The following is a 26,694-nucleotide window of genomic DNA, read 5'->3' on the forward strand; positions in this document are numbered from 1 at the left end:
CCCGTAAGGGTCTTGGGGTCTCCCCAAGTGGAGCATCTGGCGTTGGAAACCCGTCATTCGCGCTGTCTCACTCCCTCACGCTCTTATCCCCCACATCATATGACTAATCATTTTTGAAGGAAAATTCGTAAATTGTCAGGAAAGCACCTAGAGACTCATGTAGATATGACTATGCATTTAAAGAATCGAATTTTTCACTAATATGTATTTATACTTTACTGCCTAAACTACAGTTAAAATTATGTGAATGTTCAAATTTTCATCAGGTCATTTGCAATTTAACGCCCCGTAAGACATTTAAATAGCTATTGGTTCATGGGAATGCTACTGTAACGGAGCCTTCAGAGGCACTGTGTCAATAAAAACCAGTACAGGTTTTTTTTCAAAAACCCTAAATGGAACCCTCAACCGTGTTAGTTCTTCAAAAATCACGGGAACAATAGCAACAGTTAATTAGCTGACCGTAATCTATTGTTACCTGGAGCCATTGAGACAAATCTTTATGCCAGCAACATCTTTTTACGCAGATGCCGCTTTCAATAACAAACAATCCGATCCAGTCTTTGACCCAGATATCACGGTTGACGAAACTGAGTTGCCGATTGATGAACTTGATGATCTGGAGATAGCTTCTGTTGACTCTGCGAGCTTAGGTGCAAATCTCAACCGCCGCAGCACAGATCTAGTACGTCTATACCTTCAAGAAATTGGTCGAGTTCGGTTACTAGGACGGGATGAAGAAGTTTCAGAAGCACAAAAAGTCCAGCGCTATTTGCGGATGCGAATACTTCTGTCTAAAGCTGCAGAACAAGGAGATGAAGTGATCGCACCATATCTCCGACTGATTGAAACTCAGGAACGTTTGGCATCTGCATTAGGACATCGTCCTTCTCTTGAACGTTGGGCTGGTGAAGCTGGTGTAGGTCTTTTAGAGCTTAAGCAGATTATAGGACTAGGAAAACGGCGTTGGGCTGAAATCGCCAAAATAACTGTGGAAGAACTGGAGAAAATTCAAAGCAATGGACTCCAGGCAAAAGAACACATGATTAAGGCAAATCTTCGTCTTGTCGTCTCCGTTGCGAAGAAATATCAAAATCGCGGTTTGGAATTGTTGGACTTAGTCCAAGAAGGAACTCTTGGTTTAGAACGAGCAGTTGAGAAATTTGATCCAACCAAGGGTTATCGTTTTAGCACTTATGCTTATTGGTGGATTCGTCAAGGAATCACACGGGCGATCGCAACTTCTAGCCGCACAATCCGCCTACCTGTCCACATCACAGAAAAGCTGAACAAAATTAAAAAAGCTCAGCGTAAAATCGCACAAGAAAAAGGTCGTACCCCAACTTTGGAAGACCTTGCTCAAGAGCTAGACATGACACCTACACAAGTGCGGGAAGTTCTTTTGCGAGTTCCTCGTTCTGTTTCTCTAGAGACAAAAGTTGGTAAGGACAAAGACACAGAGTTAGGAGAACTACTCGAAACTGACAATATCACTCCAGAAGAGACATTAATGCGAGAGTCTTTACAAAGAGACTTGCAAAATCTTCTGTCAGATTTAACAAGCCGGGAGCGTGATGTGATTCTGATGCGCTTTGGTTTGGCAGATGGTCATCCTTACTCCTTAGCAGAAATTGGACGTGCTTTGGATTTATCACGGGAACGGGTACGACAAATCGAGTCTAAAGCGTTGCAAAAGCTGCGCCAACCAAAGCGGCGCAATCTTATCCGCGACTACTTGGAGTCTTTAAGCTAGTTAGTCGATAGTCAATAGTCAATGGTTACCACTCAAAAAGAAGAATTCGGAATTCGGAATTCCGAATTCGGAATCCAATCAGTAAGCTCTTGAACTCATCAGTCTTACTGACCACGAAATTTTTGATTCAGTGAGAGCTTGAACCCCATTTTCATCCGCCGTATTCCTACGGCACTGCTGTGCCGTATGCGCAAAGCGCACGAATCGGACCTGTTCAAAGCAGCGTGTCCTCTGGACATAGGACTTACGGGTATCTTCTCCATAAGAGGCTGCTTTAAACACCAGATACCTCTGTCGGGAGACGTCGCTGCAGGACTTGTTCACCACTTGCACAGAAATATACCCCCTAACTCCTGACTCCTAAGTAGTTACTAGGTCAAAAAACTTATACATTCTACACATAAGGCAAGATGCCTGCTCTAAAAGACTTTTAACTAATGGTTGTTGACTCACTTTATCTCCGTTCCCAAAACTTTTCACTAACTTATGGCAAGTTATTTTCATCTAATTGCATAAGAATCTTTCGATTCGTCTTTGGGAACATTTATAGAGGATAGGATGGGGATCGCTTGTTTTTTTACTTACTGCTCAAAGTTTCAAAATTTACCTTTAATATTTAATAACTCTTCTCAAGAGGGTTTGATTATTGCAAATCAGTCCAAATTTTTGCTATATTCGCAACTAATGGACTTTGTTGAGAAAAATTAGTATGACAGCCTATACAGCAGCCTCGCTAAAGGCAGAACTTAATGAACGTGGTTGGCGTTTAACACCCCAGCGCGAAGTCATTCTACACATTTTCCAAGAACTGCCGCAAGGAGAACACCTCAGTGCTGAAGATCTTTACGAAAGGCTAGAAGCTGAACACGAAGGAATTAGCCTATCGACGATTTATCGGACTCTCAAGTTGATGGCGCGAATGGGGATATTACGGGAGCTGGAACTAGGAGAAGGGCATAAACATTACGAACTTAATCAGCCCTATCCCCATCACCACCATCACCTGATTTGTGTTAGGTGCAACACAACAATTGAGTTCAAGAACGACTCGATTTTAAAAATTGGAGCGAAAACAGCACAAAAAGAAGGTTTTCACCTGCTTGATTGCCAATTAACCATCCATGCTGTTTGTCCCAAGTGCCAAAGGGCACTCATGCCACTGTAGCACCTGGGTTTTACGATTCAAGAAAGCCCTGGCTGCAATGAAATATTTTGGTAAATTTCATTAGCAGCTTTGAACTTGTTGTTATGGGAGGTTGGCAAACTGTTAGGTATCAACACCAACACCTGAGCGGATGCTAAAAGCGTCCGCTTCTGACATTATTCAGACTGATACCGTAGAATTGTTGTGCTTGTCTAATAGCTTTCTTTGTCTCGTCTCCCATCACACCATTAAGAGCACCTTTGTAAAAACCTTGGTCTCGTAGTCGTCTTTGAATCTCCAAAACATTAAAATCACCACTTGTGGGAGCATCATTTGCCATGCTGTACAATTTAGCGCGGGTTGTTGGACCAGCAATACCGCTTGCGGCGAGGTAATTATCTGTCTGGAACCGGCGTACAGCATCTGCTGTATTAGGACCAAAGTAACCGTTTGGCTCTCCTTGTAAGTATCCTGCTTTAATTAATTGTTCTTGAAGAACTCTTACAGCCTCACCACGATCTCCCAAGCGAAGTTTATCTCCAGTAGCAGGTGGCTTACTAACTGAATCTTCTCCATAACCAATAGAGAGTGTTGGAAGTTTTGCTTGCGTTACTGATCCGACAACTCCATCGGGGGTTAAGTTATAAGCTTCTTGGAACCGCTTGACAGCTTCTTCAGTAATTGGACCGAATACCGTTGTGGCGTTACCTGTATAAAAGCCTGCAATTCGTAATTGTTCTTGTAGAACTCTGACATCCTCACCTTCATCTCCTTTTTGGAGAACGTTAGAACTGCGACGCTTGTTAGTTACTGATGGATTTTCAGAACTGGTTGCTATGACTTGAGAGTTGTCTGTACTGGTTCTTCTGGCTTGAACACTTCCAGTGCTGATCTTTGTCACTTGCGAACTCCTATTAGAGATACGCCAATTCTCTAATTTTTCTAAAGTGACAGACCCAGCAACACCGTTAACATCTAAACCAGCAGCTCTTTGGAAGCGGCGCACACCAGCTTCTGTCTCAGTGTCATAGAGTTGAGTGACGGAAGCTTGATAAAAGCCTGCTGCTTTCAACTGTTGTTGTAAACTTCTGACAGAAGGACCGCGATCGCCTTTTTCAAGTGCTAAGGCGCTGCTCACACAACTAAGAACAGATAAACCGAGGGCTAAAGGTAGCATATATTTCCAAGCCCTACCAGACAGACGTTTCCAATCTGGTGCTACTGTTTGCTTAAACAAACGGCTGAGGGAGATTAATTCACTGGGAGGTAAGTCCTCGTAGACCGATGAAACGTGTAAATACGCAAGGGTTTCCATAATTTGTTACACCATTTATTTTTCTTCAATAGCTGCTTCAGCTTGATGTACTATGTTTCGTAAATGTTCCAGTGTTTGTGTATTTACATCCTCCCATAAACCGCGCTGATGTGCTTCTAACAATCTTTCAGCCATATCACGCAAAGCATATGGGTTCTTTTGATAGACAAATTCCGAAACAACTGGATCGAACAAATATGCCTCGGTTATCCCTTGATACATATAGTCTTCCACACATTGTGCCGTGGCATCGTAAGCAAATAAATAATCAACAGTCGCCGCCATTTCAAAAGCACCCTTATAACCGTGGCGCATCATTCCTGCTATCCATTTAGGATTGACAACCCGAGAACGATACACTCGTGCGATTTCTTCTTTAAGTTGACGGACTTGGGGTTTGGCTGGAATGGAATGATCACCAAAATAAGTTTGGGGATTCTTTCCCTGTACAGCACGTATTGCAGCTGTTAAACCACCCTGAAATTGGTAGTAATCATCAGAATCAAGCAAATCGTGTTCGCGATTGTCTTGGTTATGTAACACTATTTGCATTTCTCGCAACCGCATTTCAAATGCTTCTGGCGCGGAACGTCCTTGTTGAACGGATGACGGAGATGAGGGAGAGACTTCTAATTTGGAATTCCGTATTCCGAATTCCAAATTGTCTTGTCCAGCTGCTGTGGAAACTTTGGCTGCAGGAGGACAAGAGTAAGCATAGCAACTCCAATTGATGTAGGCACGAGCTAAATCTTGATCATCTGTCCAGTTTTGTCCTTCAATTAAACCTTGGAGTCCTGCACCATAAGCTCCTGGCTTAGAACCAAAGATGCGGTAGCGCGATCGCACTCTTGCGTCTGGTAAACTTAAACCAAGTTGTGTCCAATACTCAGTTTCTTGACGCACTTGCGCCGCTAGAGGATTTTCTTCTGGCGTTTCGTCCAAAGCCGCCACTGCTTGCACAGCCGAGTCGAACAAATCAATCAAGTTAGGAAAAGCATCCCTAAAAAAACCAGAGATTCGCAACGTCACATCCACACGCGGACGTCCCAAAACAGAAAGCGGTAAAATTTCAAAATCTACAACTCGCCGCGCCGCACCATCCCATACAGGCTGCACGCCAAGTAAAGCTAACGCCTGTGCAATATCATCACCTCCAGTCCGCATCGTGGCGGTTCCCCATACAGATAAACCCAGTGTTTTCGGATACTCACCCTCTTCTTGTACATAACGCTCAATAAGTGCCTCAGCGGCTTTTCTACCTACATCCCAAGCAGTTTCGGTTGGTATAGCGCGGATGTCAACAGAATAAAAATTTTTACCAGTTGGCAGGACTTCCGGACGTCCTCGCGTTGGTGCGCCAGCCGGGGCACTTGGGACATATCCACCATCGAGTCCATGTAACAAATTGGTAATTTCTTGCTGGGTTTGTAGTAAAGAAGGGAGAAGGGTGGTGCGTATCCAGTCAAGGACAGTTGGGAGTGAGGAATTCGGAGTTGGGAAGTCGAAATTCGGAATTTGGAGTTCTTCTACTAATTTGGCGGCTTGTTCTTCTAAAAATTCGACAGCATCGCCGACAGTGCGACAGGGGTGTTGAGTTTTGTTAGCTAAAATTTGAATATCTTGGACTGATAGCCCAGTACTAAAATCAGTCGTGAGGGGGTCAAAATCTAAGCCAAAATCTTGAGCTAAAGCACGAGTCAGTCCGATATGATGGCGATTGGGATGACGTGCGATCGCAACAATTAAATCTCGTAACTGTCGCCCTTGAGGACATTGTCCAAAAACATGTAATCCATCACGAATTTGAGATTCCTTCAATTCACAAAGATAACCATCAAGTGAAGGTAAAACTGAAAAATCAAAACTTGAAACAGAAAATTCTTCTTTTCGCTTAATCCCTTTTGCCTTTTGCTTCAATTCCAAATCCAAGAAAAGATTTTCTTTGACAACAAGTTCGCGTATGCGATCGCCAATCATTGGTAAACGAGAAGGATCCAAACTCTGAGCCTCATAATACTCATCAATCAAATTTTCCAACTCATGTAAACAACCATAAAGTTCTGCACGAGTTAGAGGTGGCGTCAGATGATCCACAATCACAGCTTGAGCGCGACGTTTCGCCTGCGAACCTTCACCAGGATCATTCACAATAAACGGATACAAATGTGGAAGCGCCCCCAAAGCCACTTCTGGATAACACTCACTCGACAAAGCCACACTTTTACCTGGTAACCATTCTAAATTTCCATGTTTTCCAACATCAACCACTGCATCCGCCCCAAAACATTGTCTCACCCAATAATAAAAAGCCAAATAATCGTGAGTTGGCTCTAAATCAGACGCATGATAACTCAAACTTGGATCAACATCATAACCCCGCGCTGGTTGAACTCCTACAAAAATGTTACCAAGTTGAATTCCAGGAACAGGAAACGAGGGAGGAAAATTAAAATCTTCTTCTCTTTCTTCCTTTGCGTCCTTTGCGCCTTGGTGAGTCCAGCCCCCGTCTTGGCGGCTTCCGTCACGATGGGGGACTGGCGAACCCGAAGGGCGGTTCGTTTCAAAAACCCCTCCCCACCTATCGCCAATTCCCTTCTGCACAGCATCCGGTAACGAACTAAAAAACTCCTCATACTCCGCCAAAGAAACACACTGCAGCACCGGACGCAACTCCCTACCTTCCGAGTCATTCGTCACCCCAGCAGTTAGACATGAAATCAACTCATCTCCAGTGTCAGGCAAATTTTCCACCTGATACCCAGCCAACTGCAAAGCCTTAAGAATTTCTACACAACTCGCGGGCGTATCCAACCCGACACCATTTGCAAGGCGTCCATCACGGTTCGGGTAATTTGCCAAAATGAGCGCCACACGACGTTCTTGAGGAGGTTTTGAGCGCAAACGTACCCAATTGGCGGCTAAAGAAGTGACAAACTCAATGCGATCGCCCACTGGTTCATAAACCACGACATCAGTTTCCAAAGAAGAATTCCTACTTTGTACCGTCTTAAAAGACACAGCACGACTGATAATTCGCCCATCTACCTCTGGAAGCGCCACATTCATCGCCATATCACGGGGTGAAAGCCCTTGAAATTCTACCCTCCACTGTTCAATTGAACCACCACTGAGGATAACTTGCAACACCGGCACATCCAATTTTTGCCACAAATCAATCTGCGGTGTTTCTGTTTCCAACCGGGCTAAAGAAAAACTAGTCGTATTCAGCAGCAGCGCAATTTGCGGAGTGTCTTTGGGTTGAAAAAACTCACACAACTCCTCTTGAACATCAACATCACGCAAAGAAGAAACAAAAATTGGAACTGGTGTGAGATTTTGCTTTGCCAAAGCATTGCACAAAGCATCAATCACCTTAGTATTTCCCGCCAAATAATGAGCACGGTAGAAGAGAATTCCTACTTTAGAAGTCACAGATTCAGGGAGTGAGCGAGTGAGGGAGTTATTTTTCTCCCTGTTCCCTGTTAAGCGTTCCCTGTTCCCTGTTAACCGTTCCCTGTTCCCTGTTAAGCGTTCCCTGTTAAGCGTTCCCTGTTCCCTCTCCCACTCATACAACCCCACACGAGGAACAACTTGCGGTGATGGAGGATTAAAAAAAGTTGAAAAGCAAGTATCACAGATAAAGTGGAGAGCGTGGAGAAAATTTTCGACTCCACCTTCGTTAAAGTATTGCCATACCTGATTCACAGTACTCAAAGGTAGGGTAGACTGAGAGATGAAATCGGGGTCTATTGCGTCATCTCCTGGCATTACAATGAGAGTTGTACCATTACGTTCCACAATTTCCTGCACGACTTCTAAGCCATAAGCCCAGTAAGAGCGTCCTCCTAATAGGCGGAGAATTATCACGCTTGCGGACTCTAAAACTTTTTCGGCATAGCTATCAATGCTGATTTGATACTGCAATTGCAGTAAGTTAACAACTCTTAAACCAGGAAATGTGGAGGGTAATTTGGGTACAGCAGCCGCTAGAGTTTGAATATCGGTATCAGCAGACGTTAGAAATACTATGGGAGCAGGGGTTTGTTCCAGAAAAATGATATTTTCCGACTGAGGATTCCATCCTCCCGATGTGGCATTAGTACGATGCATAATCTTGTCTTAACGTCTTAAACTGTTTGTTAGGACACAATACAAAATTTTTTGAGCAATAGCAAAAAGCCCCTTTTACTCCTGTTTGTAACAATGTCTAGTTCTGCCGATTTGAGTTTCTCTCGAACCTTGCCTAGTAATGTGTTTGATCAGCTTGGAGCAATTTTGCAACAGATGGCTCAAGCAGTAGGAAAGGGGGCTTTAGTACTGACAGAAGCTGTGTTGATTCCAATTGACATACCTCAAGAATGGCAGACACAACGCTTTATCGTAGTGGTTTCTGAACAGTTTAGTGCTCTGCTTGTTGGTTTTCCACAAGAGATGGATAACCAGGGGGGGCAGAGTTTGGACTCAGCAGTGAATGTCAGGTTGACTTTTTGTTCAGAAGCGATCGCCTCCTTTGTTTTGAACTTAAGAGATTTCTTTCAACGAGATTCTCATACCTACCAAAAGCTTGAACAATATTGTCACATTGCTACTGCTAATGATGTCCAGCTTCAAAGTCAATTTTCACTGTTGTTATTAAAGTATTTTTTACCACCATTATATACTGAGAACACAGAATTATCACCTCTAACTTATCCTCATGTTTCTGTTTGTCAACCAGTTGAACAAGCTCTGAAAAAACAGATTGCTCAGGAGCAACTGTTAAATCAAGTGACAACTCAAATCCGTAAAAGTTTTGATTTGCCTGTCATTATAGCAACGGCAGTTGCACAAGTACGAGAGTTTTTACAATTAGATAGGCTTGTAGTTTACAAATTTGAAGCATCAAGAGTCAAGAGTAAAGAAGTAACAAATCTCTCATCTGTTTCATCTGGGCACTTTTGTATTCCCCCTCAGCCTGACTATATTCATTGGACGGGCTTTACGCCAAACACACCGCAGGTATACCCCAATACGGGAACTTCAAGCCCTCCATCATCCAAATCCTCCCAGCAAGACTTGTCTCATCAGACAGGTTGTATTATCTACGAAGTCTGTGCGAGTGATGAGATTCCGTCAGTTCTGAATAACAAAGAAGAAAATTGCTTGGCGCGAACAATCCAATGTTGGGAAAAGTTCAGCAGAGGCTTAACCTTAGCAGTGGATGATGTGGAAAAAACTTATGTTCTGCAAGAGTGTTTATTGAATTTTTTAAGAGAAGCTAGAGTCCGCGCAAAGCTAGCTTCTCCAATTGTGTATGAGGACAAACTTTGGGGACTGTTGATTGCTCATCAGTGCAATGCGCCACGCCAGTGGACTGAAAGTGAGAAAAATTTGCTCACTTCTGTAGCCGAACAACTTGCAATTGCGATTCACCAAACAGAGTTAATGCGATCGCTCACTCAAGAAAAACAAACCCTAGAACAACGCGTTGTTGAGCGCACAATGGCGTTACACGACGCCCTTGTTGCTGCTGAAGCCGCCAGCCGCCTGAAAAGTGAATTTCTGGCTACCGTTAGCCATGAGTTACTGACACCTTTAACTTATGTTATCGGCATGTCTTCCACTTTATTGCGTTGGTCTTTTGGCGAGTTGACTCAACGCCAAAGGGATTACCTACAAACTATCCACGATAGTGGAGAACATTTATTAGAAATGATCAATGACATCCTTGACCTCTCTCAAATTGAGGCGGGCAAGGCAGTTTTAGATATCACAGAATTTTCATTAACAAGCATAGCAGAATCTACAGTTAACGCGCTCAAAGAAAAAGCAAATACTCAGGGAGTCAAGCTCAAACTTGATCTGCAACTCAACACGCAGCGCGATCTGTTCACTGCTGACGTCAGGAGAGTGCAACAAATTTTGTGGAATCTGTTAACTAATGCGATCAAATTCACACCAGAAGATGGTGAGGTGATTTTACGTCTTTGGGTAGAAGACAAAACTGCCATATTTCAAGTAGAGGATACTGGCATAGGAATTCCAGAAGAACAGTTATCACTGCTGTTTGAGAAATTTCACCAACTTGATACACCTTACCGTCGTCGTTATGGAGGAACTGGATTAGGTTTGGCTCTAACGAAACAACTTATAGAACTTCACCGGGGGCGAATTGAAGTAGAATCTACTGTAGGTGTTGGCTCAATTTTTACCGTTTGGATACCAGCACAAGGTTCCAGTAGTGAGTGTTGAGTTTTGAGTGCAGGGAAGCAGAGGGGAGCATCCCAATGCGTGAAAGAGGACGAGTAGTGGGAGCATCTTGCTCCCAAATTTTAACCAAAGCGGGCTATAAGCCCGCACTACGAGACACCACAAATTTAAACATTTGGATGCTCCGGAAGCAGAGAAGGGGGACAGAAAAAAGGCTTATCTGAACTGTAGTAGAACATTAAGTTGGCATTTTGGCAACTCTGCCGATTTTGCCAGGAGTATCGTAGGTGTTAATACGTTCTTGCACAAAAAATGACACAGTACAAGGCTCAATCCCTCCTCTTAACGATTAGCTACTGGGTCTTGTACTCCACGACAGCATATGATGAGTAGTCATATTGTGTCGTGGTTTTCGTATCCTCTGGGTGATAGACTAGAGGATTTTTTTTGGAACCGTCAATATATTGACACTCTCCTGACTAGAAGTCAGGGGATTCTTGGTTCTTCCACAAATCTTGCCCCAACAGGACGTATCTAGCGCTTAGTAGAGGATTCATGTCCCCAATCGTAAATTCCGGTATGCCCTACCGTATTTTGTTTGATAACGATCAATTTTTGACGTTTTTTTTGGTTTTCGCAGGTTACTCAATCGTTAGATTGGTTTACGCAGCATTTCTACTTAGAGATGCTTTTTACGTTACCTACTTATTGTTAGGCAGGATACCACTTCAGGCTAAAGCCTGTCAAGCTGCCCTGAATGCCTGCTCTAAAGGAACAGGGTTTTCGAGCTAGCGTCCTTATAAAACTAGGACTTACGCACTTTACAAATAGGCGCTTTGTGTGGAACAGCCCCAGACATCAAATCTGTAAGCGATAGAAGTGCCATTTTTTCCCATATAATCCCCTAAGTGAATAAGTTGATGAGTCTGACACCTATAAAAAAGAAGATATTGTTGGTTAGCTCTTAATCGCAAACTTCCGTTCAGTAAACAGGTATAACTTAACGCACATAATCAGACTTTCGTCAATGCGTAAGTCCTAAAAACATTCATAAAGTAAAAACAATTACTTAATATTTATTCACATAATGCCGAAAAAAATCACTTTTGGGTTCCTGCTGCTATTCTTGGGAACCCAAGTAGGTATCACCACTAAACCTGTGTCAGCACAACAAACACAAGTTGTACCAACAGTTGTACCCACAGAAGCTACCACAAAATCAATTTGCCCTGCCCAACTGGGAGGATCTATAGATGCTGTGATTAATCGTCCTGTATTCAATCGGGCGCGTTGGGGCATATTAGTACAACCTCTGTCTTCTACCCAAACTCTTTACAGTCGGGATGCCCAAAAATACTTTACCCCGGCTTCCACGACGAAACTCCTGACAACAGCTGCTGCACTACAGCAATTAGGGACAAACTTTCGCATTCGCACTTCTGTGTATGGCGGTGGTAACGGGGTTTTATATGTTGTGGGTAGAGGAGATCCCAGTTTCACTGATGCACAATTAGCAGTTTTGGCAAAGCAGTTGAAACAAAGGGGGATTGGGAGAGTCAATCAGTTGATTGCTGATGATACTTATATTCGAGGAGATATTGTTCACCCCTCTTGGCAATGGGAAGATATACAGTCAGATTATGGCGCACCTATTAATAGCCTAATTTTAAATCAAAATGTTTTTCATATAAGACTTCTGCCGCAAAGTGTGGGACAACCTCTCAAAGTTATCTGGAATGATATTAGTGAGGCTGCACAATGGCAAGTTATTAATCAGTCGGTAACAACAGCAGAAAACCAACCAACTTCTATCAATGTGACTCGCGACTTGAAAGGAAAAATTTTGCGAATTCAAGGACAGTTGGCGCTCAATTCTAAACCGGAGTTAGTCAGTTTACCTGTTGTTTCTCCGGCGGAATATTTCTCACGTCGTTTTCGTAGTACTTTGATAGCAGAGAAAATTCCTGTTCTACAGACGTTTGTATCATCAACTAATGGCAAGAATGAAGAGGAATTAGCGAATGTGGAATCTCCTCCACTTTCAGAACTTGTCGCGCAAACAAATATTAACAGTAATAATCTTTTTGCTGAGTCGTTGTTGAGGGCATTAGGTTTTCAAAAACCACCTACAGAGAATCAAACTTCTGCTGATGCTGGTTTGGAAGTCATGAAAGCAACACTAACTCAAATGGGAGTCGATTCAACAGGCTACTCTTTAGTAGATGGTTCGGGGTTATCTCGTAAAGACTTAGTGAGTCCAGAGGCTTTGGTACAAACTTTGCAGGCGATGGCAAAATCACCAGCAGCGTTGGTATATCGAGCATCTTTACCTGTCGCAGGTAGAAGCGGGACTCTAAAAAGTCGCTTTCAAAACACACCTGCTGAAGGTATTGTTCAAGCAAAAACTGGTACGATGGGCGGTGTTGTTTCTTTGGCAGGATATATTAATGTGCCAAAGTACGAGCCAGTTGTTTTCAGTATTATGGTAAATCAAAGCGAACAGCCTGCAAGAGTTGTGCGGCAAGCTATTGATGAAATTGTAGTATTGTTAGCTCAATTGCAAAATTGTTAAATATCATTTAGGGAACAGGGAACAGGGAACAGGGAACAGGAAAATGTCCTAACAATGGTGGCGACAGCTATAAAAAACGAGGAACCTCACCCCCTGCCCCTCTCCTTAGTAAGGAGAGGGGTGCCCGGAGGGCGGGGTGAGGTTTTTAAATTACTCGATGACATCGCCAAAGCGATCGCGATACTTTTTCAACACATCCTCTAGGTTTTGTGATCGCTGACGTTCTTTTTCTAATTCCTGTTGTGCTTGTTCAGCGCGTTGCTTTTCCTGTTCTAGCTGCTCGTTAACTTCAGCATAAGAGAAAAACTTGCTACCATCGGGACGATAGATTTGCAACTCTTCGCCGGATGAGTCAAACCGGATACCCAAGCGGGGACTTACCCAGTTTGCTATTTCTCCAATCACATCTAGTCCATCCTCTGCTTTCAACCAGCCTCTCAAAATATTCTTGTCTGGATCGTAGATGTAATATTCCTGAACTCCGTAGCGATCGTAAAATAAAAGCTTTTTGTCCATCTCAGTAGAACTGTTACTGGGAGAGAGAATTTCAAAGACGACTTGCGGCGGAATGTTGTCTTCTTCCCATTGTTTATATGAAGTGCGATCGCCCTTTGTTCTGCCAAGCACTACCATCACGTCTGGTGCTGTGACAATCGTATTTCGACCTTTTAGTGGATACCATAACAAGTCCCCAGCCACAAAGACATTTGGATCATCAGCGTACAGCCAATCAAGATTTTGCTGAATCTGCACAATCCAACGGAACTGCTTGGTATTATCTGCCATTGGCTTGCCGTCGCTTTCTGGGTAAATAATTTCTGATGGAGTTGTTGCCAGGGGTTGAGAAACCATAACCAAGCTTATGACTCTGGATGCTTCAAAGTTAGCACAATATGGCATTAGTAATGTTTCCATCCCCGTTAGGGGCGATGTAAGTGGAAAGTCTACTGTAACGTCTACCAATTCTGAATATTGGGCTTGTTTCCATCCCCGTTAGGGGCGATGTAAGTGGAAAGGCTTGAAAATAATACTTCATTGTTTTGAAGTACCAGAGTTTCCATCCCCGTTAGGGGCGATGTAAGTGGAAAGAGTTCACTTCTGGAAGCCTTACTGGGAGAGGGTTTTAGATACCCCAATCGACGTACTCCTAAAAAGGAATTAAACTTTCTGCACAATAAATACTTTTTAGCGTCTGAAAAGCTTACTGGGTAAGCAATCGACGCATCTCAACGAAGTTACGCGGTTTTCAAGGATCGGAGGAGATGCGTCGATGAAGTTCAACACACTCTTCTAAAAATAAAATATATCACTTATGGTTGTCAAGTTTTTTACATAATAGGCGGTTTTGTTTCAAGATTTTTCAATCAAGTGCACAGGGCCATACAAGTTGCTTAGAGGCACAGAAATATCAGCTGTTGAATCGGATCACGTTGAGGAGGATTGTGTTGGCGATCGCCATAATAAGTAGGTCAACATAAAAAAACATAAAATACGATTCTTGCGATTGCTGAGTCCCAAGGGGACACGCTGCGCGAACGCTCCACTGCGTTTTGCTCGCAATGACATTTCACGTTTAATTAGGTTGAGCTACTTAACTATCTTTTTAAGAATCCCTTCAAAGAGTGCAAACTATAATTCAAGACTTTACCCGTATTAAACAATTGATATCCAGCGAATAAGAAAGCAGATGATGCCAGGATAGCGAAAAGATTGACGGATGCAAAAAAATTGCCTGTGAACAGCATGATTGCAACTCCCAACCCGATCAAAATCCATCCTATTTTACGATTTAGATGGCGTCGGCTTAAAACGATAACTCCTGCAAGACATAACAATATACTAGGGAGACCTATAAAAAAACCAATTCGAGTGTTTGTAGATATAATCAAAATTCCTAAAACCATCAGCACTAAGCCGACAAGTTTACTAGGACGATCCACTTGATATTGTTTATTGTTTCCAATCATCTCAGGCTGTACAATCTGAGCCTGAAGAACTGTGGGTTGACGAGTCAGTCTGGAATAAGAAGTCGAAGCAAAATTTTGTTTTTGTTGAAAAATGAAAGTTATCTTTTCTTGTTGACCTAGGTCTATCTTATCTCCTAAATTAAGAGGATAGCGCTTTTTTGGCTCTAGTTTGACACTATTAAGAAATGTGCCGTTGGAGCTTCCCGTATCAATAATATAATAAATGTTTTCTTCTACCTGAATTTCTGCATGAAGCCGAGAAACAACATCGGCATTTGGCAAAGCTAAAACATTGATGTCCGGTGCAATTTCCTCGTTTGGCTTACCAATCCGAAAAATCGGAAGATTTGGTGGCAATTCAAAGGAGGTGTTACTTTGGAGATGAAAAAGCTCTAAATTTTGTCCTGTTGTGTGTGATGTGCTGAGGTTTGGCATAACCTGCTTTTAAGGAGCAATGTTTTGATTTATCTAAAATATCTTTCTTGTCTGACAACAAAGATGCTTCGGTGATCATCTTAAACTTGATTGTCTTAATTTTAATACTTACAGATTCAAAAAATATTTGCCACAGATAACCCCTCCCCTTGCTAAGGCTACGGTGTACACACATCTCACTTAAAACCTCACCCTCGCTTTTAGCTTCGCTAAAATCTTTCCCTCTCCGAACTCGCGGAGAGGGATGCCCGATAGGGCAGGGTGAGGTGAAAAGCGCGGGTGCGTCTGGTACACTGGCTTTTCACCTCACCCTCGCTTTTAGCTACGCCAAAATCTTTCCCTCTCCTTCATAAGGAGAGGGATGCCCGGTAGGGCAGGGTGAGGTTGGGAACGCGGGTGCGTCTCGTAATACAAAAAATCTCTATTTCAAAACCAACCATCAAGCAGGTACTTGAATACTCTGACTACCCGCAAGTCCAAAGGCTGTATGAATGACTTGCAACGCCTTCACGCCTTCTTCTTGCGCGACAACACAGCTAATCTTAATTTCCGAAGTCGTAATCATTTGGATATTAATTTGGTGCTGTGATAGGGCTTCAAACATTGTAGCCGCGATGCCTGGTTGTCCGACCATGCCTGCTCCTACAATACTGACTTTGGCAATATCATTATCCAGCACGACTTCACCCCATCCATATTCTGCTGCTGATTGTTGGAGCATTTTTTGTGCTACTTGTGCATCTATTCTGGCAGTAGTGAAGGCTATATCTCGTGTCGGAACTCCATTCATCATATGACAGCGTTGGGACTGAATAATCATGTCTACGCTGATATTGTGTTCTGCCAACAATCCAAATATCTTCGCCGCTGTTCCTGGACGATCCTGTACTTGACGAATAGCTAGACGCGCTTGCTTCATATCCAGGGCGACACCTCTGACGGGAGGATGATCAGATGAGGGAGAGGAGAATTTTGAATTGATTTGTTGGGTTGTTTGTTTGTCTTCTTCAATTTCAAAGGCGGCGCGAAGAAAAGCAACAGCGCGATCGCAATCTGCATTATCAATTACGCAACTCACTTTCACTTCACTTGTAGAAATCATCTGGATATTAACACCAGCTTCTGCAAGAGTCGCGAACATCTTCGCTGCCACACCAGGACGCCCAATCATCCCCGCACCTGCAATACTAACTTTAGCAATATTGGGCAGTACCATCACTTCCGCTTCTCCATTTTCTGTTGCCTTTTGAGAACGCAGAACAGGGGCGATCGCTTGTGCTACGGCTTCTGCCTTTTTTAATATTGGTGCCATCACGGTAAAGGCAATGTCATTCGTATTACCTTCGTGAATTGATTGAATGATCAAATCCACATCCACATTCTGACGTGCTATCTCCCCAAATAACCGCGCTGCTACGCCTGGTTTATCTGGAACACGCAACATTGACACTTTCGCTTGATTGGTATCAAATTCAATATCATCAACTGAACGAGCAATTTCCAAATTCACAAGTGCTCGCGGACGTGGCGCTGGTGAAATCACCCAAGTTCCAGGTTCATCTGTCCAACTAGAGCGTACCACTAAAGGAACGCCATAGTTCCGGGCAATTTCCACTGCACGAGGATGCAAGACTTTTGCCCCCAAGCTTGCGAGTTCCAGCATTTCATTGCAGGTGATTTCATCTATCAGTTGTGCTTCTGGAACCAAACGGGGGTCTGTTGTTAAAATCCCTGGTACGTCAGTATAAATTTCACAAAAATCTGCGTGCAATGCAGCTGCCAAAGCCACCGCTGAGGTATCTGAACCGCCACGTCCCAATGTTGTAATTTCCAATTCCTCTGTTCTGGTAATCCCCTGAAACCCTGCTACAACAACAACTTTGTTTTGATTAAGATGTCGCTTGACGCGTTCTGTTTCAATATGTAAAATCCGCGCTCGCGTATGGTCTGCTTCAGTAACAATTCCTACTTGCGCTCCTGTCAAAGAAATAGCTGGATGTCCCAGTTCTTGCAAAGCCATACTCACTAAAGCAATGGATATCTGCTCACCTGTGGACAGCAACATATCCATTTCCCGGCTGTTGGGATTTTGTGAGATTTCGTATGCTAGCTTAACGAGTCCATCTGTGGTTTTCCCCATCGCCGAAAGTACGACAACAAGAGAGTGTCCTGCTTTTACAGTTTTGCACACGCGCTGTGCAACAGCTTGAATACGCTCTACTGAACCGACAGATGTACCACCATATTTCTGAACTATGAGCGCCATAAGTTTTATGTAGTCAATTGTCCCTAGGAATTCTATCTGTTAATTATATTTCTAGTATTGTGTTTAATTTCATAGAATCCCAGTAAACTTGTTGCTATTAGCAAAGCCAATAAGTCGTAAATTGCTCTGTAAGCTAGCGTTGCACCCAAAACGACTACAGGAGAAAGTTTCGCAGACAGAAAATGCAAAATCACAATCTCAAACACTCCTAACCCAGCAGGGACATTACTTACTACACCTGCAAACATAGCGAGTGAGTAGGTTCTCAACACATCCAGAAAAGATACACTATTCATAGGAAGCAGCAAATAAAGAACTGCTGCAGCTATCATCCAGTCAATGCTAGAAATGACGACTTGAGCAAAAGCTATCTTGAAAGAAGGAAAACGAAACTCTTTGCGACGAATGACTAACGGTGTTTTAATAAAAATACTTCCTAATAAATAACAAATAACTATTAATAGGAAAATAACACCCAGAGGACGTGTGTCTGTAAAAAATAAATGTATTTGGGTAGGGATTTCCAAGGGGTTGAAGATAAATATTACCCCAGATGCGGCAAAAACTCCTAACCAAAAAGTGAAATTGGCAAAAGCAATAACTTGGGCGATCGCCAGTGGTGATACTCCCCAATTGGAATAATAACGATAACGGATAGCACTGCCAGTTACCAAAGCAAAACCGATGGTGTTGCCGAGTACAGAGCTAATAAACCCAGTGAAAGCAATTTTTCGCAGAGCCAGAAAACGACCAATATAGCTAAAGCCAAGAGCATCATACGACACCATCACTAGATAGCCTATATTTGACAATAAAATTGACAAACTTAAGTACCTTTTAGGAATCTTTCCTAAAGAGTTCAACACATCTTGGTAACGATACTCACGTAGTTCGTGGCTAATTGCCCATAAAGAAAGTACCAAAAGCAGCAAGCCAAACAACGAACTGAAGTTGAGTCGGAGTTTTTGAAGCATAGTACAACCAGGGAAGGGGGGAGACTACAGACGTGGAGAGACCAGAAGCAGAAAACGACTAATGACTCGACATTCGCAAAAGTTTCATTATGTTGACATAAAATTGACACATCACTAGCGTAAGCTTTTGACTATAGGATTCAGACAATAAACGAAGTTAATTTATTGTCACTAAATTATTGGCTCTATAGAAATCCCGTTTGATTTGGTGAGACCAGTGCTTGATGAGAGTTTCCCGACAGAGGCATCTGGCGTTAGCGCAGCGGAACCGGAGGTTCTCCCCGAAGGGTAAAATTACTTAGCGTAGGGAGGGAACGCTTAACAGGGAACGCTTAACAGTGAACAATTGATCACTGGTAACTGGTAACTGGTAACTGATAAAGGTGTACCTAGTTTCACAAAAATCTGCACAGGAGTTTTATAGTTGACCATTAACTAATGACTAATGACTAATAACCAATGACTAATGACTCTTTTCAAGATGCCTTAGCTGGTTCAACAATTCATCTGCGACGGGGGATAAATTTACAAGTTTGTCACAATTCGGGGAGAACTCCAGCTATAGTTTTTCTGCACGGAGGAACGGGAAACCGCTTTAACTTTCGTTCTCAGTATGAGTTTGCTCAAAGTCAAGGTTGGGAAGTTCTGGTGTATGATTTGGCAGGACACGGACAGTCGAGTCCCTATCCTCGCTACTCCATCGGGCGACATCGTCGGGATTTACAGCGACTGTTGTACAAATTGGGGATTTCCTCACCAGTGCTGTGTTGTCATAGCTACGGAGTTCCTATTGGTTTAGAGTTTGCCCAGCACAATTGTGTGAGTGGTTTTATTGCGATCGCCGGCGGAACTCATAACTTAGCACCTTGGTGGGAAATTCCGCTGATGAAGTTTATGGCTTGGGGCGGCAGATATTTATACTCTTTACCTGGCGTACAAGCAATCTCAAACTTTTTCTCGACTTCTTACCGACACAGCGTCATAGAACGGTTTTTTGCCGAATGTCCAACACCCACAGATTTTCAATCCTACAAAGCCCTAGAAATCTTTTGGGGTTATGACTTCTTTGCGCGTCACCCTTTGCCGCAGAATTTGCATATCCCTGCTTTGATTATAACCGGGGGTCTTGACCCCATGTTTACACACCAAATGGGGAACGATTTAGCAAGACATTTCGTCAACGGTACTCATTTACATTTTGCTAATGCAGGACATTTAGTTATGGCGGAGTCTCCAGAGTTAATCAACAGTGCTATATTGAAATATCTTATTGGGATTAATACACAAATACCTTCGTCTTCACAGACTTCAGCTCTATAAATTTTGTCATTTTTTACAGCTTTGATTCAATTGCTATCAATCAATATTCTTGATGAATTGCTTCAAATATAAAATTGTGCTGCTGCTTTCGGTGTTGACTTTCTGTAGCTGCGCTAACATAAAATCTGCACAAGCACAAGTACAGATGCGTCCGCCAACTCTAACTTCTGTGTTACCGCCACAACCAAGTGCTAGCGATTTAGCTACCCTACTAACATATAAAACCGAAACTTACGATAGCAAAGTTATGGGAGGAAGTCGCATTTACTGCGTTGTTTTACCTCCTGGCTATGATCAAAACCAAAATCAACACTATCCAGTTATCTTTCTCCTCCACGGTGGAAACGGAAATGCTGACCATTGGTTTGCCAAAGGAGATGCTTTGACAGTTCTCCAACAGCTTTATGCAACAGGCAAGTTGCCACCCAGTATTATTATCACACCAGATGGTAATGACAAACGTGGTTCTAGCCGCTACTGGGATCCCGATTATATTGATGGCCCCAATGGCAAAGTTTCCACAGCCATTGGGGATGAACTGGTGAAAGTTGTGCAAAACCGCTACCGTACACTCACCAGTCCTGATTTTTGGGCAATGGGAGGATTATCTTCTGGAGGTTGGGGTGCAATGAATGTGGGATTGCATAATTTAAATAATTTTTCTATCTTATTTAGTCATAGCGGTTACTTTCAAGACAAGAGTGGACCGCAAAATAGCCCAATCACCTATATCAAGACCATTTCACCTCAAGCTAAAAAACGCTTAAGGATATACCTGGATGCAGGTATAGAAGATACTGAAGTCGGACTTGACGAATCCAAAAAATTTAATCAAATACTCAGTACAGAAAAAATTTATAATATATTTCATGCGTTTCCCGGTGGTCACACTTGGAACTACTGGCACGAACATCTGGCAGATTCGCTAACATTTGTCGGAAGACAATTTAAAATATCGGCGATTATACATGCTAGTGATAATTTGGGTTTTAAAAAGCCATGAAATTATCTAAAGTCCTAATTGGCGTTGCAGGTGCAATTGCAATCCTGACTGCTGCAGGCTACTGGTATGTCTTTATCTTAGGTGCGCCGCAGCTAGATTCAGACCCGCCTCAACAACAGATCACTACTGGGTTGAAGTTTCAACTAGAAACTTTTAACAGTCAAGCAATGGGCACACAACGGCAATATGGTGTTATTTTGCCCCCAGATTATCACAAGAATCTTTTAAAACGCTATCCTGTCATATTTTTATTACATGGCGGTCATGATGATGCCCGTGCTTATGTTGATAAATATAGAGTCTTAAAAGTACTACATGAACTTTATAGAGATCACAAACTACCGCCTTCGATTGTAATTACACCAGATGGAAATGATCAGCGAGGTTCGAGTCCCATTATCGACCCTGATTATTATGATGGTCCTAATGGTAAAGTAGGAACGTTGATCGGTTCGGAGTTAGTACAAGTAGTCAAGTCACGCTACCGTACATTAGAAAATCCAAAGTTTTGGGCGTTGGGAGGTCTATCTTCTGGAGGATGGGGCGCGTTTAATATTGGATTACGCTATTTGAAAAACTTCAATATTCTGTTCAGCCATAGCGGCTATTTTACCGATAACAGTGGTCCACAAAATAGCCCCCAACAAATTGTCCAACAATTACCAGTTCAGGATAGGCAGCAACTACGCGTATATCTTGATGCTGGAGAAAGTGACTCCAATTTACTTGCTTCTACCCGAAAATTCCATGAAACCTTAGACAAATTAGGTATAGAAAATGTGTTTTATGCCTTCCCTGGAGGACATGGTTTGTCAGGTCCAGATGTTGGCTGGAATTACTTTCACAAGCATCTCAAAGATTCGCTATCTTATGTGGGAAAACAGTTTAAAGAATAACTCAGAAACGCCACTTGCTACAACGGGGGGAACCCCAACGCCAGATGCCTCTGTCGGGAAACCCTCATCAAGCACTGGCTCCGCAACGCAGTGGCTCCTCAGAACTCAGAACTCAGAATCTATTAGTGGGGATCACCAATTCCCCACTAATAAAAGACCACGCCTCCGCTTCAATTTTGGTGTTCTTGACTTGACCAACTCTACTTCGCACACAGCTGTACAGAATTCCTTGTTGATTCTTCCTACAAGTTCCATCGACATATTGCTGTTGGCGCAGCGTGTCCGCAGGATATATTCTGACAACTGTGTTCTGTGTTCTTTCTTGTTAAAAATTCACTCAAAATTAAGTGACCAATGACTCTTGATTTCAGAACTCGGATTGGGCTTTGGAGTGCAGCTTTCCTCACAGGTTTAGTCGGAGTGGTAAACTTGGTATCAGCCGTGACGCCTAACCTGCATGAACGAAATCACTGGTTGAAGCACTTTTTACCCTTTGATATTCGCGCTAGCGGTCATTTATTTGCAGCACTGACTGGGTTTGTTTTGCTAACACTTGCAACGAATTTGTTGCGTCGAAAACGAATTGCTTGGTTACTCACGATTGGATTATTAATTATTTCTATCTTCAGCCACTTGATTAAGGGACTGGACTATGAAGAGAGTTTCTTGTCTGGTGTTTTGCTGATGCAATTACTCTTGATGCGCCATGTTTTTACAGCAAAATCAGACCGTCCTTCTGTTGCACAGGGAGTACGGGTGTTAATTGCAGCTTTGCTGTTTAGCTTGGCATATGGAACAATTGGGTTTTACTTGTTAGATGGCAAATTTACGGAAAATTTCAGTTGGAGTGATGCCATAGCCCAAACTTTTGCTATGTTCTTCACAGATAATAATGACGGACTGAAACCAAAAAGCCGATTTGGAGATTTTTTTGCTAATTCTATTTATATTATTGCAGCAAGTACGATCGCTTATGCGCTGTTCATGCTATTAAGACCAGTTTTTCTACGTGAACCCACCACTGTTAGAGAACGTCAGCAAGCAAGAGATATTGTAGAAAAGTATGGATGCTCTTCGTTAGCAGCATTTACATTGTTAAGTGATAAAAGTTACTTTTTTAGTCCTTCTGGTCGTAGTGTGATTGCTTATGTGCCTAAGGGACGGGGTGCGATCGCCCTAGGTGATCCCATTGGACCATTTGAAGATCGTAAAGAAGTGATTGTGAGTTTCCAGCTATTTTGCCAACGTAACGACTGGTATCCAGCATTTTACCAAACTTTACCCAATGACATTAGCCTCTACAAGTCGCTGGGATTTCAGGTACTCAAGATTGGTGAAGAAGGAATAGTTGATCTGCAAACTTTCACCTTACAAGGAAAAGCAGGTAAAAACCTCAGAACAGCAATCAATCGCATGACTAAGCTGGGGTATGAAGTGAAATTTTACGAACCACCGATTGCTGATGAATTGTTGCATCAACTCAAAACTGTTAGTGACGAATGGCTGCAATTGGTGCAAGGTTCCGAAAAAAAGTTTTCTCTAGGTTGGTTTGACGAAACTTATTTGCGAGAGTGTGAAATCGTAACGGTGCAGTCTTCCCACGGTGAGATTATTGCTTTTACCAACATTGTATTAGAGTACCAACTCAACGAAGTGACTAACGACATGATGCGACACCGAAAGTCGATTGAAAATGGAACAATGGACTTTTTGTTTCTTTCTATGTTCCAGCACTACAAGGACCGAAGTTACGATAGTTTTAATATTGGTCTTTCTGCCCTTTCTGGAGTGGGTAAAACTCAAGAGTCGGGTCGTTTGGAGAAAGTTTTGCACTATCTTTACAAGCATTTGGAGCGATTTTACAACTTCCAAGGCTTGCACGCATACAAAGACAAATTTCACCCTCGTTGGGAATCACGTTATCTGGTTTTCCCCAGTTTAACCGCTTTACCCGACGTTGTTGTTGCATTGGTTCGTGCTGATTCAGGCGATCGGCTTTTAGATTATTTTAAAGGGTGAAGATGTGAGTTGTGTGTTAAGAAAAACTCAGTTATCAGAACGTAGAACTCAGCTTGGACATCCCACCCCAAATCAATTCAGAAACGAATGTAATTGCTCCAACTGGTGATGCTACAGTTGCAAATATTGAGAAGAGTACTCCTACAATAAAAGTACTCTGACAATTTTTGAGTGAATTGAAGACTGTTCTGGTTGTCATAAGTTTTATCAAGCTTACTCCAAAAAAGCCGCGCTTTTTATTAGGACTTACGCAAAAACTCTTTTAAACCCTATTAACTTCGTGTTCTTTGTGTCCTTTGCGGTTTATTTTTTCATTATTTTGCGTAAGTCCTGTTTATATCAACAAGATATTGCTACATACAGCGCGGCTAGTATTAAAATCATCCAGTACTAGGAGTAGAGCAATGATAAACTTTTCGTGAAGCTCTCCTAAAATTAGATAAAAGATCATTAGTAGTGAGCAGCTCTACTGCTAAGAATCTAAATCTAGAGCTTGTATCCCTTGGCGTTCTACAAAAGTTAGCATACTTCCTAACTGTAACCAAATCAGCAAGGCAGTTATAAAAGCAACTGGTATACCAACTCCATAGGCAATTAAGGGCGGAAAGCCAAATATTTCAAAACCGCAACAGAGAAATACACAAAGACCAACAGTAATTCCTATAAATGGTACAGATAACTGTTTAACGGGTAGACGAGACCCAGAAGTTTCTGCACCCTCATCTTGCCATTTCTGGACAATGACTTTCAGCGTTCCCCATAACGCGATATCTGAAATTAATGCTGCAAACAATCCAAAAACGAATAGAAAATAGGGTGGATGTTCAGGAATGTAGTACATGAAAACTCCTGTGGATATTGAGTACGGAAATATAGCAGTTGCCAGTTATCAGTTACCAGTTACCAGTTACCAGTTATCAGTTACCAGTTACCAGTTACCAGTTACCAGTTACCAGTTTTCACTGTTCCCTGTTCCCTAGTTCCCTGCTATATGAGTTTTTCATTATGAATATTAATATTTTTTCATAATTTGTAACTCAAAATTCATCATTCTTTTAGCGCTTTCGGTAGAATAGCTGCTACTCCCTCTCTGGAAAATTCGGTCAAAACTCCAATCGCTACGTTGAATAAGCGAGTTGGTTTTAAGTCATCTTTGACTAAATTCCACAAGCGTTGGACTTCTTCTGTATGAAGACGATCATCTTCAGTCAAAGCAAGCGCTAACTGTCGTCGGAGAAACTTGCTTTCATCAGAAAGTAGATATTGCAATCCCAATTGAGCTGTAGGTAATACGTCAAAGTTAGTATCACTGCGGGCGATCGCAATCAAATTCTCCAATCGAGACCACTGGAATCGACCATCTTTAAAAAGCAGATTCAGCAAACGTCGCCGCAGTTGTGGAGATTCTCCCGTCAGCAAGCGTCTTGCAACGTAGGGGTATGCGACTTCAAGAATTTTGAAATTTTGGTTGAGGCTGAGGGCAATTCCTTCCTGTGTTACCAGAGAACGAATAATCAAAGCAAACTTAGCAGGAACTCGGAAAGGATATTCATACATCAATTCTGAGAACTGATCAGTGATGGTTTTGAAGTTAAAATTCCCAACGTTTTTACCGATCGCATCTCCCAGAACTGCTTCTAGTGCTGGTACTATTGGGTGAATATCCGTGTCTGAACTCAGAAAACCTAGCTTGACAAAGTCTTTGGCTAATTCGTTGTACTCTTTATTAACCAGATGTACTAGTGCATCTACCAGACTTTCTTTTGTGGTTTCATTTAACTGATCCATCATCCCGAAGTCTATATAAGCCATACGACCATCAGGCATGGCAAATAAATTACCTGGATGTGGATCAGCATGGAAGAACCCATGTTCTAGGAGTTGTTGCAAACCAGAGGTTACGCCAATTTGGATAATTAACTCTGGATCTAAACCTGCTTCGCGGATTTTGTTTGTTTCGGTGAGTTTGAAGCCGTTAATCCACTCTAGGGTTAAAACATGGGTGTTGGTGTAACGCCAATATATAGCTGGTATTTTGACTTGGAGATCATCGCGGAAGTTATTTGCAAATTTCTCGGCATTGCGGGCTTCGTTGATGTAATCTATCTCCTCAAATAACTTGGTACCAAACTCGTCTACAATCATCGTCAGATCATGACCGAGGTTTAAGGGTAACCAAGGGGCTAACCAACCAGCCGCCCATCGCATCAGATAAAGGTCAAGTGTAAGAATTGGGCGTAAGTTGGGGCGCTGTACTTTCACCGCCACTTCTTCGCCGTTCATCAAACGACCGCGATAAACTTGACCCAAACTAGCTGCAGCGACGGGAGATGACGATAACGAGCTAAAAATTTCGCTAATTGGACGTTCTAGTTCGGTTTCAATAATTTTGTAGGCGAGTGCACTATCAAAAGCTGGCAATTGGTCTTGCAGCTTGATGAGTTCGTCCAGATAATCTTTACGTATCAAGTCTGGTCGTGTTGACAAAGCTTGACCAACTTTAATGAAGGTGGGACCAAGGCGAGTGAGCAACTGTCGCAATTGAGTTGCTCGTTTGAACTTGTTTTGTTCCTCTTGATTTTGCCATTGGTCCGACTTGAGACTAAGAATAAAGACGGCAAAAAACCAAATAATCTTTATTGCCCGCATCCAAGCGAGCCAAGGACGGTAGCGGTAGTAGCGGGCGATCGCCATTGGATCGTAGCGTCGATGATTTTGTTGTGTAAGGGTCTGCCAGTTCACTCCCTTATCTTCCTCATAAACTGAAAAAGGTTTTACTTTACTAAAGCCAAACAAGGATACGCAAGTCGCCATACAAATGCTTTGTAGGCATTTCCTTTG

Annotated in this window: 17 protein-coding genes; 9 read left to right on the plus strand and 8 right to left on the minus strand. The window is 42.6% G+C overall.

The features are described from left to right. Positions 1–502 precede the first annotated feature (502 nt). Complete coding sequence (gene sigC, locus DP116_RS01300) at positions 503–1,753, plus strand: RNA polymerase sigma factor SigC (RefSeq protein ID WP_169153438.1); 1,251 nt, start codon at positions 503–505, stop codon at positions 1,751–1,753. A gap of 709 nt (positions 1,754–2,462) precedes the next feature. Beyond that, positions 2,463–2,918, plus strand: coding sequence for a Fur family transcriptional regulator (locus DP116_RS01305; protein WP_169153439.1), 456 nt, complete (start codon positions 2,463–2,465; stop codon positions 2,916–2,918). A 133-nt stretch (positions 2,919–3,051) separates the two neighbouring features. Here the strand turns inward: DP116_RS01305 and DP116_RS01310 are convergent, their stop codons facing one another. Together DP116_RS01310 and cobN are read right to left on the minus strand one after the other, a co-directional pair. After that, positions 3,052–4,212, minus strand: a complete 1,161-nt coding sequence (locus DP116_RS01310) for a peptidoglycan-binding domain-containing protein (RefSeq protein ID WP_169153440.1) — start codon at positions 4,210–4,212, stop codon at positions 3,052–3,054. Positions 4,213–4,227: 15 nt separating this feature from the next. Further along, a complete protein-coding gene (cobN, locus tag DP116_RS01315; protein ID WP_169153441.1) occupies positions 4,228–8,322 on the minus strand; it encodes a cobaltochelatase subunit CobN in 4,095 nt (1,364 codons plus the stop codon). A gap of 93 nt (positions 8,323–8,415) precedes the next feature. Here cobN and DP116_RS01320 point away from each other — a divergent pair, with 93 nt between their 5' ends. Both DP116_RS01320 and dacB read left to right on the plus strand, forming a co-directional pair. Beyond that, positions 8,416–10,443 carry a GAF domain-containing sensor histidine kinase gene (locus tag DP116_RS01320; RefSeq protein ID WP_169153443.1) on the plus strand — a complete coding sequence of 676 codons (2,028 nt, stop codon included), beginning with the start codon at positions 8,416–8,418 and terminating at the stop codon, positions 10,441–10,443. Between the two features lie 1,045 nt (positions 10,444–11,488). Continuing rightward, a complete protein-coding gene (gene dacB / locus DP116_RS01325; RefSeq protein WP_169153445.1) occupies positions 11,489–12,973 on the plus strand; it encodes a D-alanyl-D-alanine carboxypeptidase/D-alanyl-D-alanine endopeptidase in 1,485 nt (494 codons plus the stop codon). A 150-nt stretch (positions 12,974–13,123) separates the two neighbouring features. Here the strand turns inward: dacB and DP116_RS01330 are convergent, their stop codons facing one another. From DP116_RS01330 to DP116_RS01345, 4 genes are all read right to left on the minus strand, one after another. Continuing rightward, on the minus strand, positions 13,124–13,825 hold the full coding sequence (locus DP116_RS01330; RefSeq protein WP_169153446.1) for a Uma2 family endonuclease: 702 nt from the start codon (positions 13,823–13,825) through the stop codon (positions 13,124–13,126). A 743-nt stretch (positions 13,826–14,568) separates the two neighbouring features. Then, the gene (locus DP116_RS01335) at positions 14,569–15,375 is read right to left on the minus strand and encodes an FHA domain-containing protein (RefSeq protein ID WP_169153447.1); all 807 of its coding nucleotides are present in this window, start codon (positions 15,373–15,375) and stop codon (positions 14,569–14,571) included. Between the two features lie 439 nt (positions 15,376–15,814). Next, a complete protein-coding gene (locus DP116_RS01340) occupies positions 15,815–17,641 on the minus strand; it encodes an aspartate kinase (RefSeq protein WP_169153448.1) in 1,827 nt (608 codons plus the stop codon). A 32-nt stretch (positions 17,642–17,673) separates the two neighbouring features. Beyond that, on the minus strand, positions 17,674–18,615 hold the full coding sequence (locus DP116_RS01345; protein WP_169153449.1) for a putative bifunctional lysylphosphatidylglycerol flippase/synthetase: 942 nt from the start codon (positions 18,613–18,615) through the stop codon (positions 17,674–17,676). A 459-nt stretch (positions 18,616–19,074) separates the two neighbouring features. Here DP116_RS01345 and DP116_RS01350 point away from each other — a divergent pair, with 459 nt between their 5' ends. From DP116_RS01350 to DP116_RS01365, 4 genes are all read left to right on the plus strand, one after another. Further along, on the plus strand, positions 19,075–19,935 hold the full coding sequence (locus DP116_RS01350) for an alpha/beta fold hydrolase (protein ID WP_169153451.1): 861 nt from the start codon (positions 19,075–19,077) through the stop codon (positions 19,933–19,935). 52 nt (positions 19,936–19,987) lie between these two features. Then, complete coding sequence (locus DP116_RS01355) at positions 19,988–20,938, plus strand: alpha/beta hydrolase (protein WP_169153452.1); 951 nt, start codon at positions 19,988–19,990, stop codon at positions 20,936–20,938. After that, positions 20,935–21,834: an alpha/beta hydrolase gene (locus DP116_RS01360; RefSeq protein WP_169153454.1), complete on the plus strand. Its 900-nt coding sequence runs from the start codon at positions 20,935–20,937 to the stop codon at positions 21,832–21,834. The genes DP116_RS01355 and DP116_RS01360 overlap by 4 nt, the downstream gene beginning before the upstream one ends. 354 nt (positions 21,835–22,188) lie before the next feature. Beyond that, positions 22,189–23,853 carry a phosphatidylglycerol lysyltransferase domain-containing protein gene (locus DP116_RS01365; RefSeq protein ID WP_169153456.1) on the plus strand — a complete coding sequence of 555 codons (1,665 nt, stop codon included), beginning with the start codon at positions 22,189–22,191 and terminating at the stop codon, positions 23,851–23,853. Between the two features lie 472 nt (positions 23,854–24,325). On the opposite strand, the gene DP116_RS01370 is transcribed toward DP116_RS01365, so the two are convergent. Then, positions 24,326–24,694, minus strand: a complete 369-nt coding sequence (locus DP116_RS01370) for a hypothetical protein (RefSeq protein WP_169153458.1) — start codon at positions 24,692–24,694, stop codon at positions 24,326–24,328. Here DP116_RS01370 and DP116_RS01375 point away from each other — a divergent pair. Continuing rightward, positions 24,693–24,833, plus strand: coding sequence for a hypothetical protein (locus DP116_RS01375; RefSeq protein WP_169153459.1), 141 nt, complete (start codon positions 24,693–24,695; stop codon positions 24,831–24,833). The genes DP116_RS01370 and DP116_RS01375 overlap by 2 nt on opposite strands. Positions 24,834–24,900: 67 nt before the next feature. Here DP116_RS01375 and DP116_RS01380 read toward each other — a convergent pair whose 3' ends face one another. Beyond that, positions 24,901–26,547: an ABC1 kinase family protein gene (locus DP116_RS01380; protein WP_246275435.1), complete on the minus strand. Its 1,647-nt coding sequence runs from the start codon at positions 26,545–26,547 to the stop codon at positions 24,901–24,903. Between the last annotated feature and the right edge of the window lie 147 nt (positions 26,548–26,694).

It is taken from the genome of Brasilonema bromeliae SPC951, from assembly GCF_012912135.1.
In the GTDB taxonomy this organism is placed as follows: domain Bacteria; phylum Cyanobacteriota; class Cyanobacteriia; order Cyanobacteriales; family Nostocaceae; genus Brasilonema; species Brasilonema bromeliae.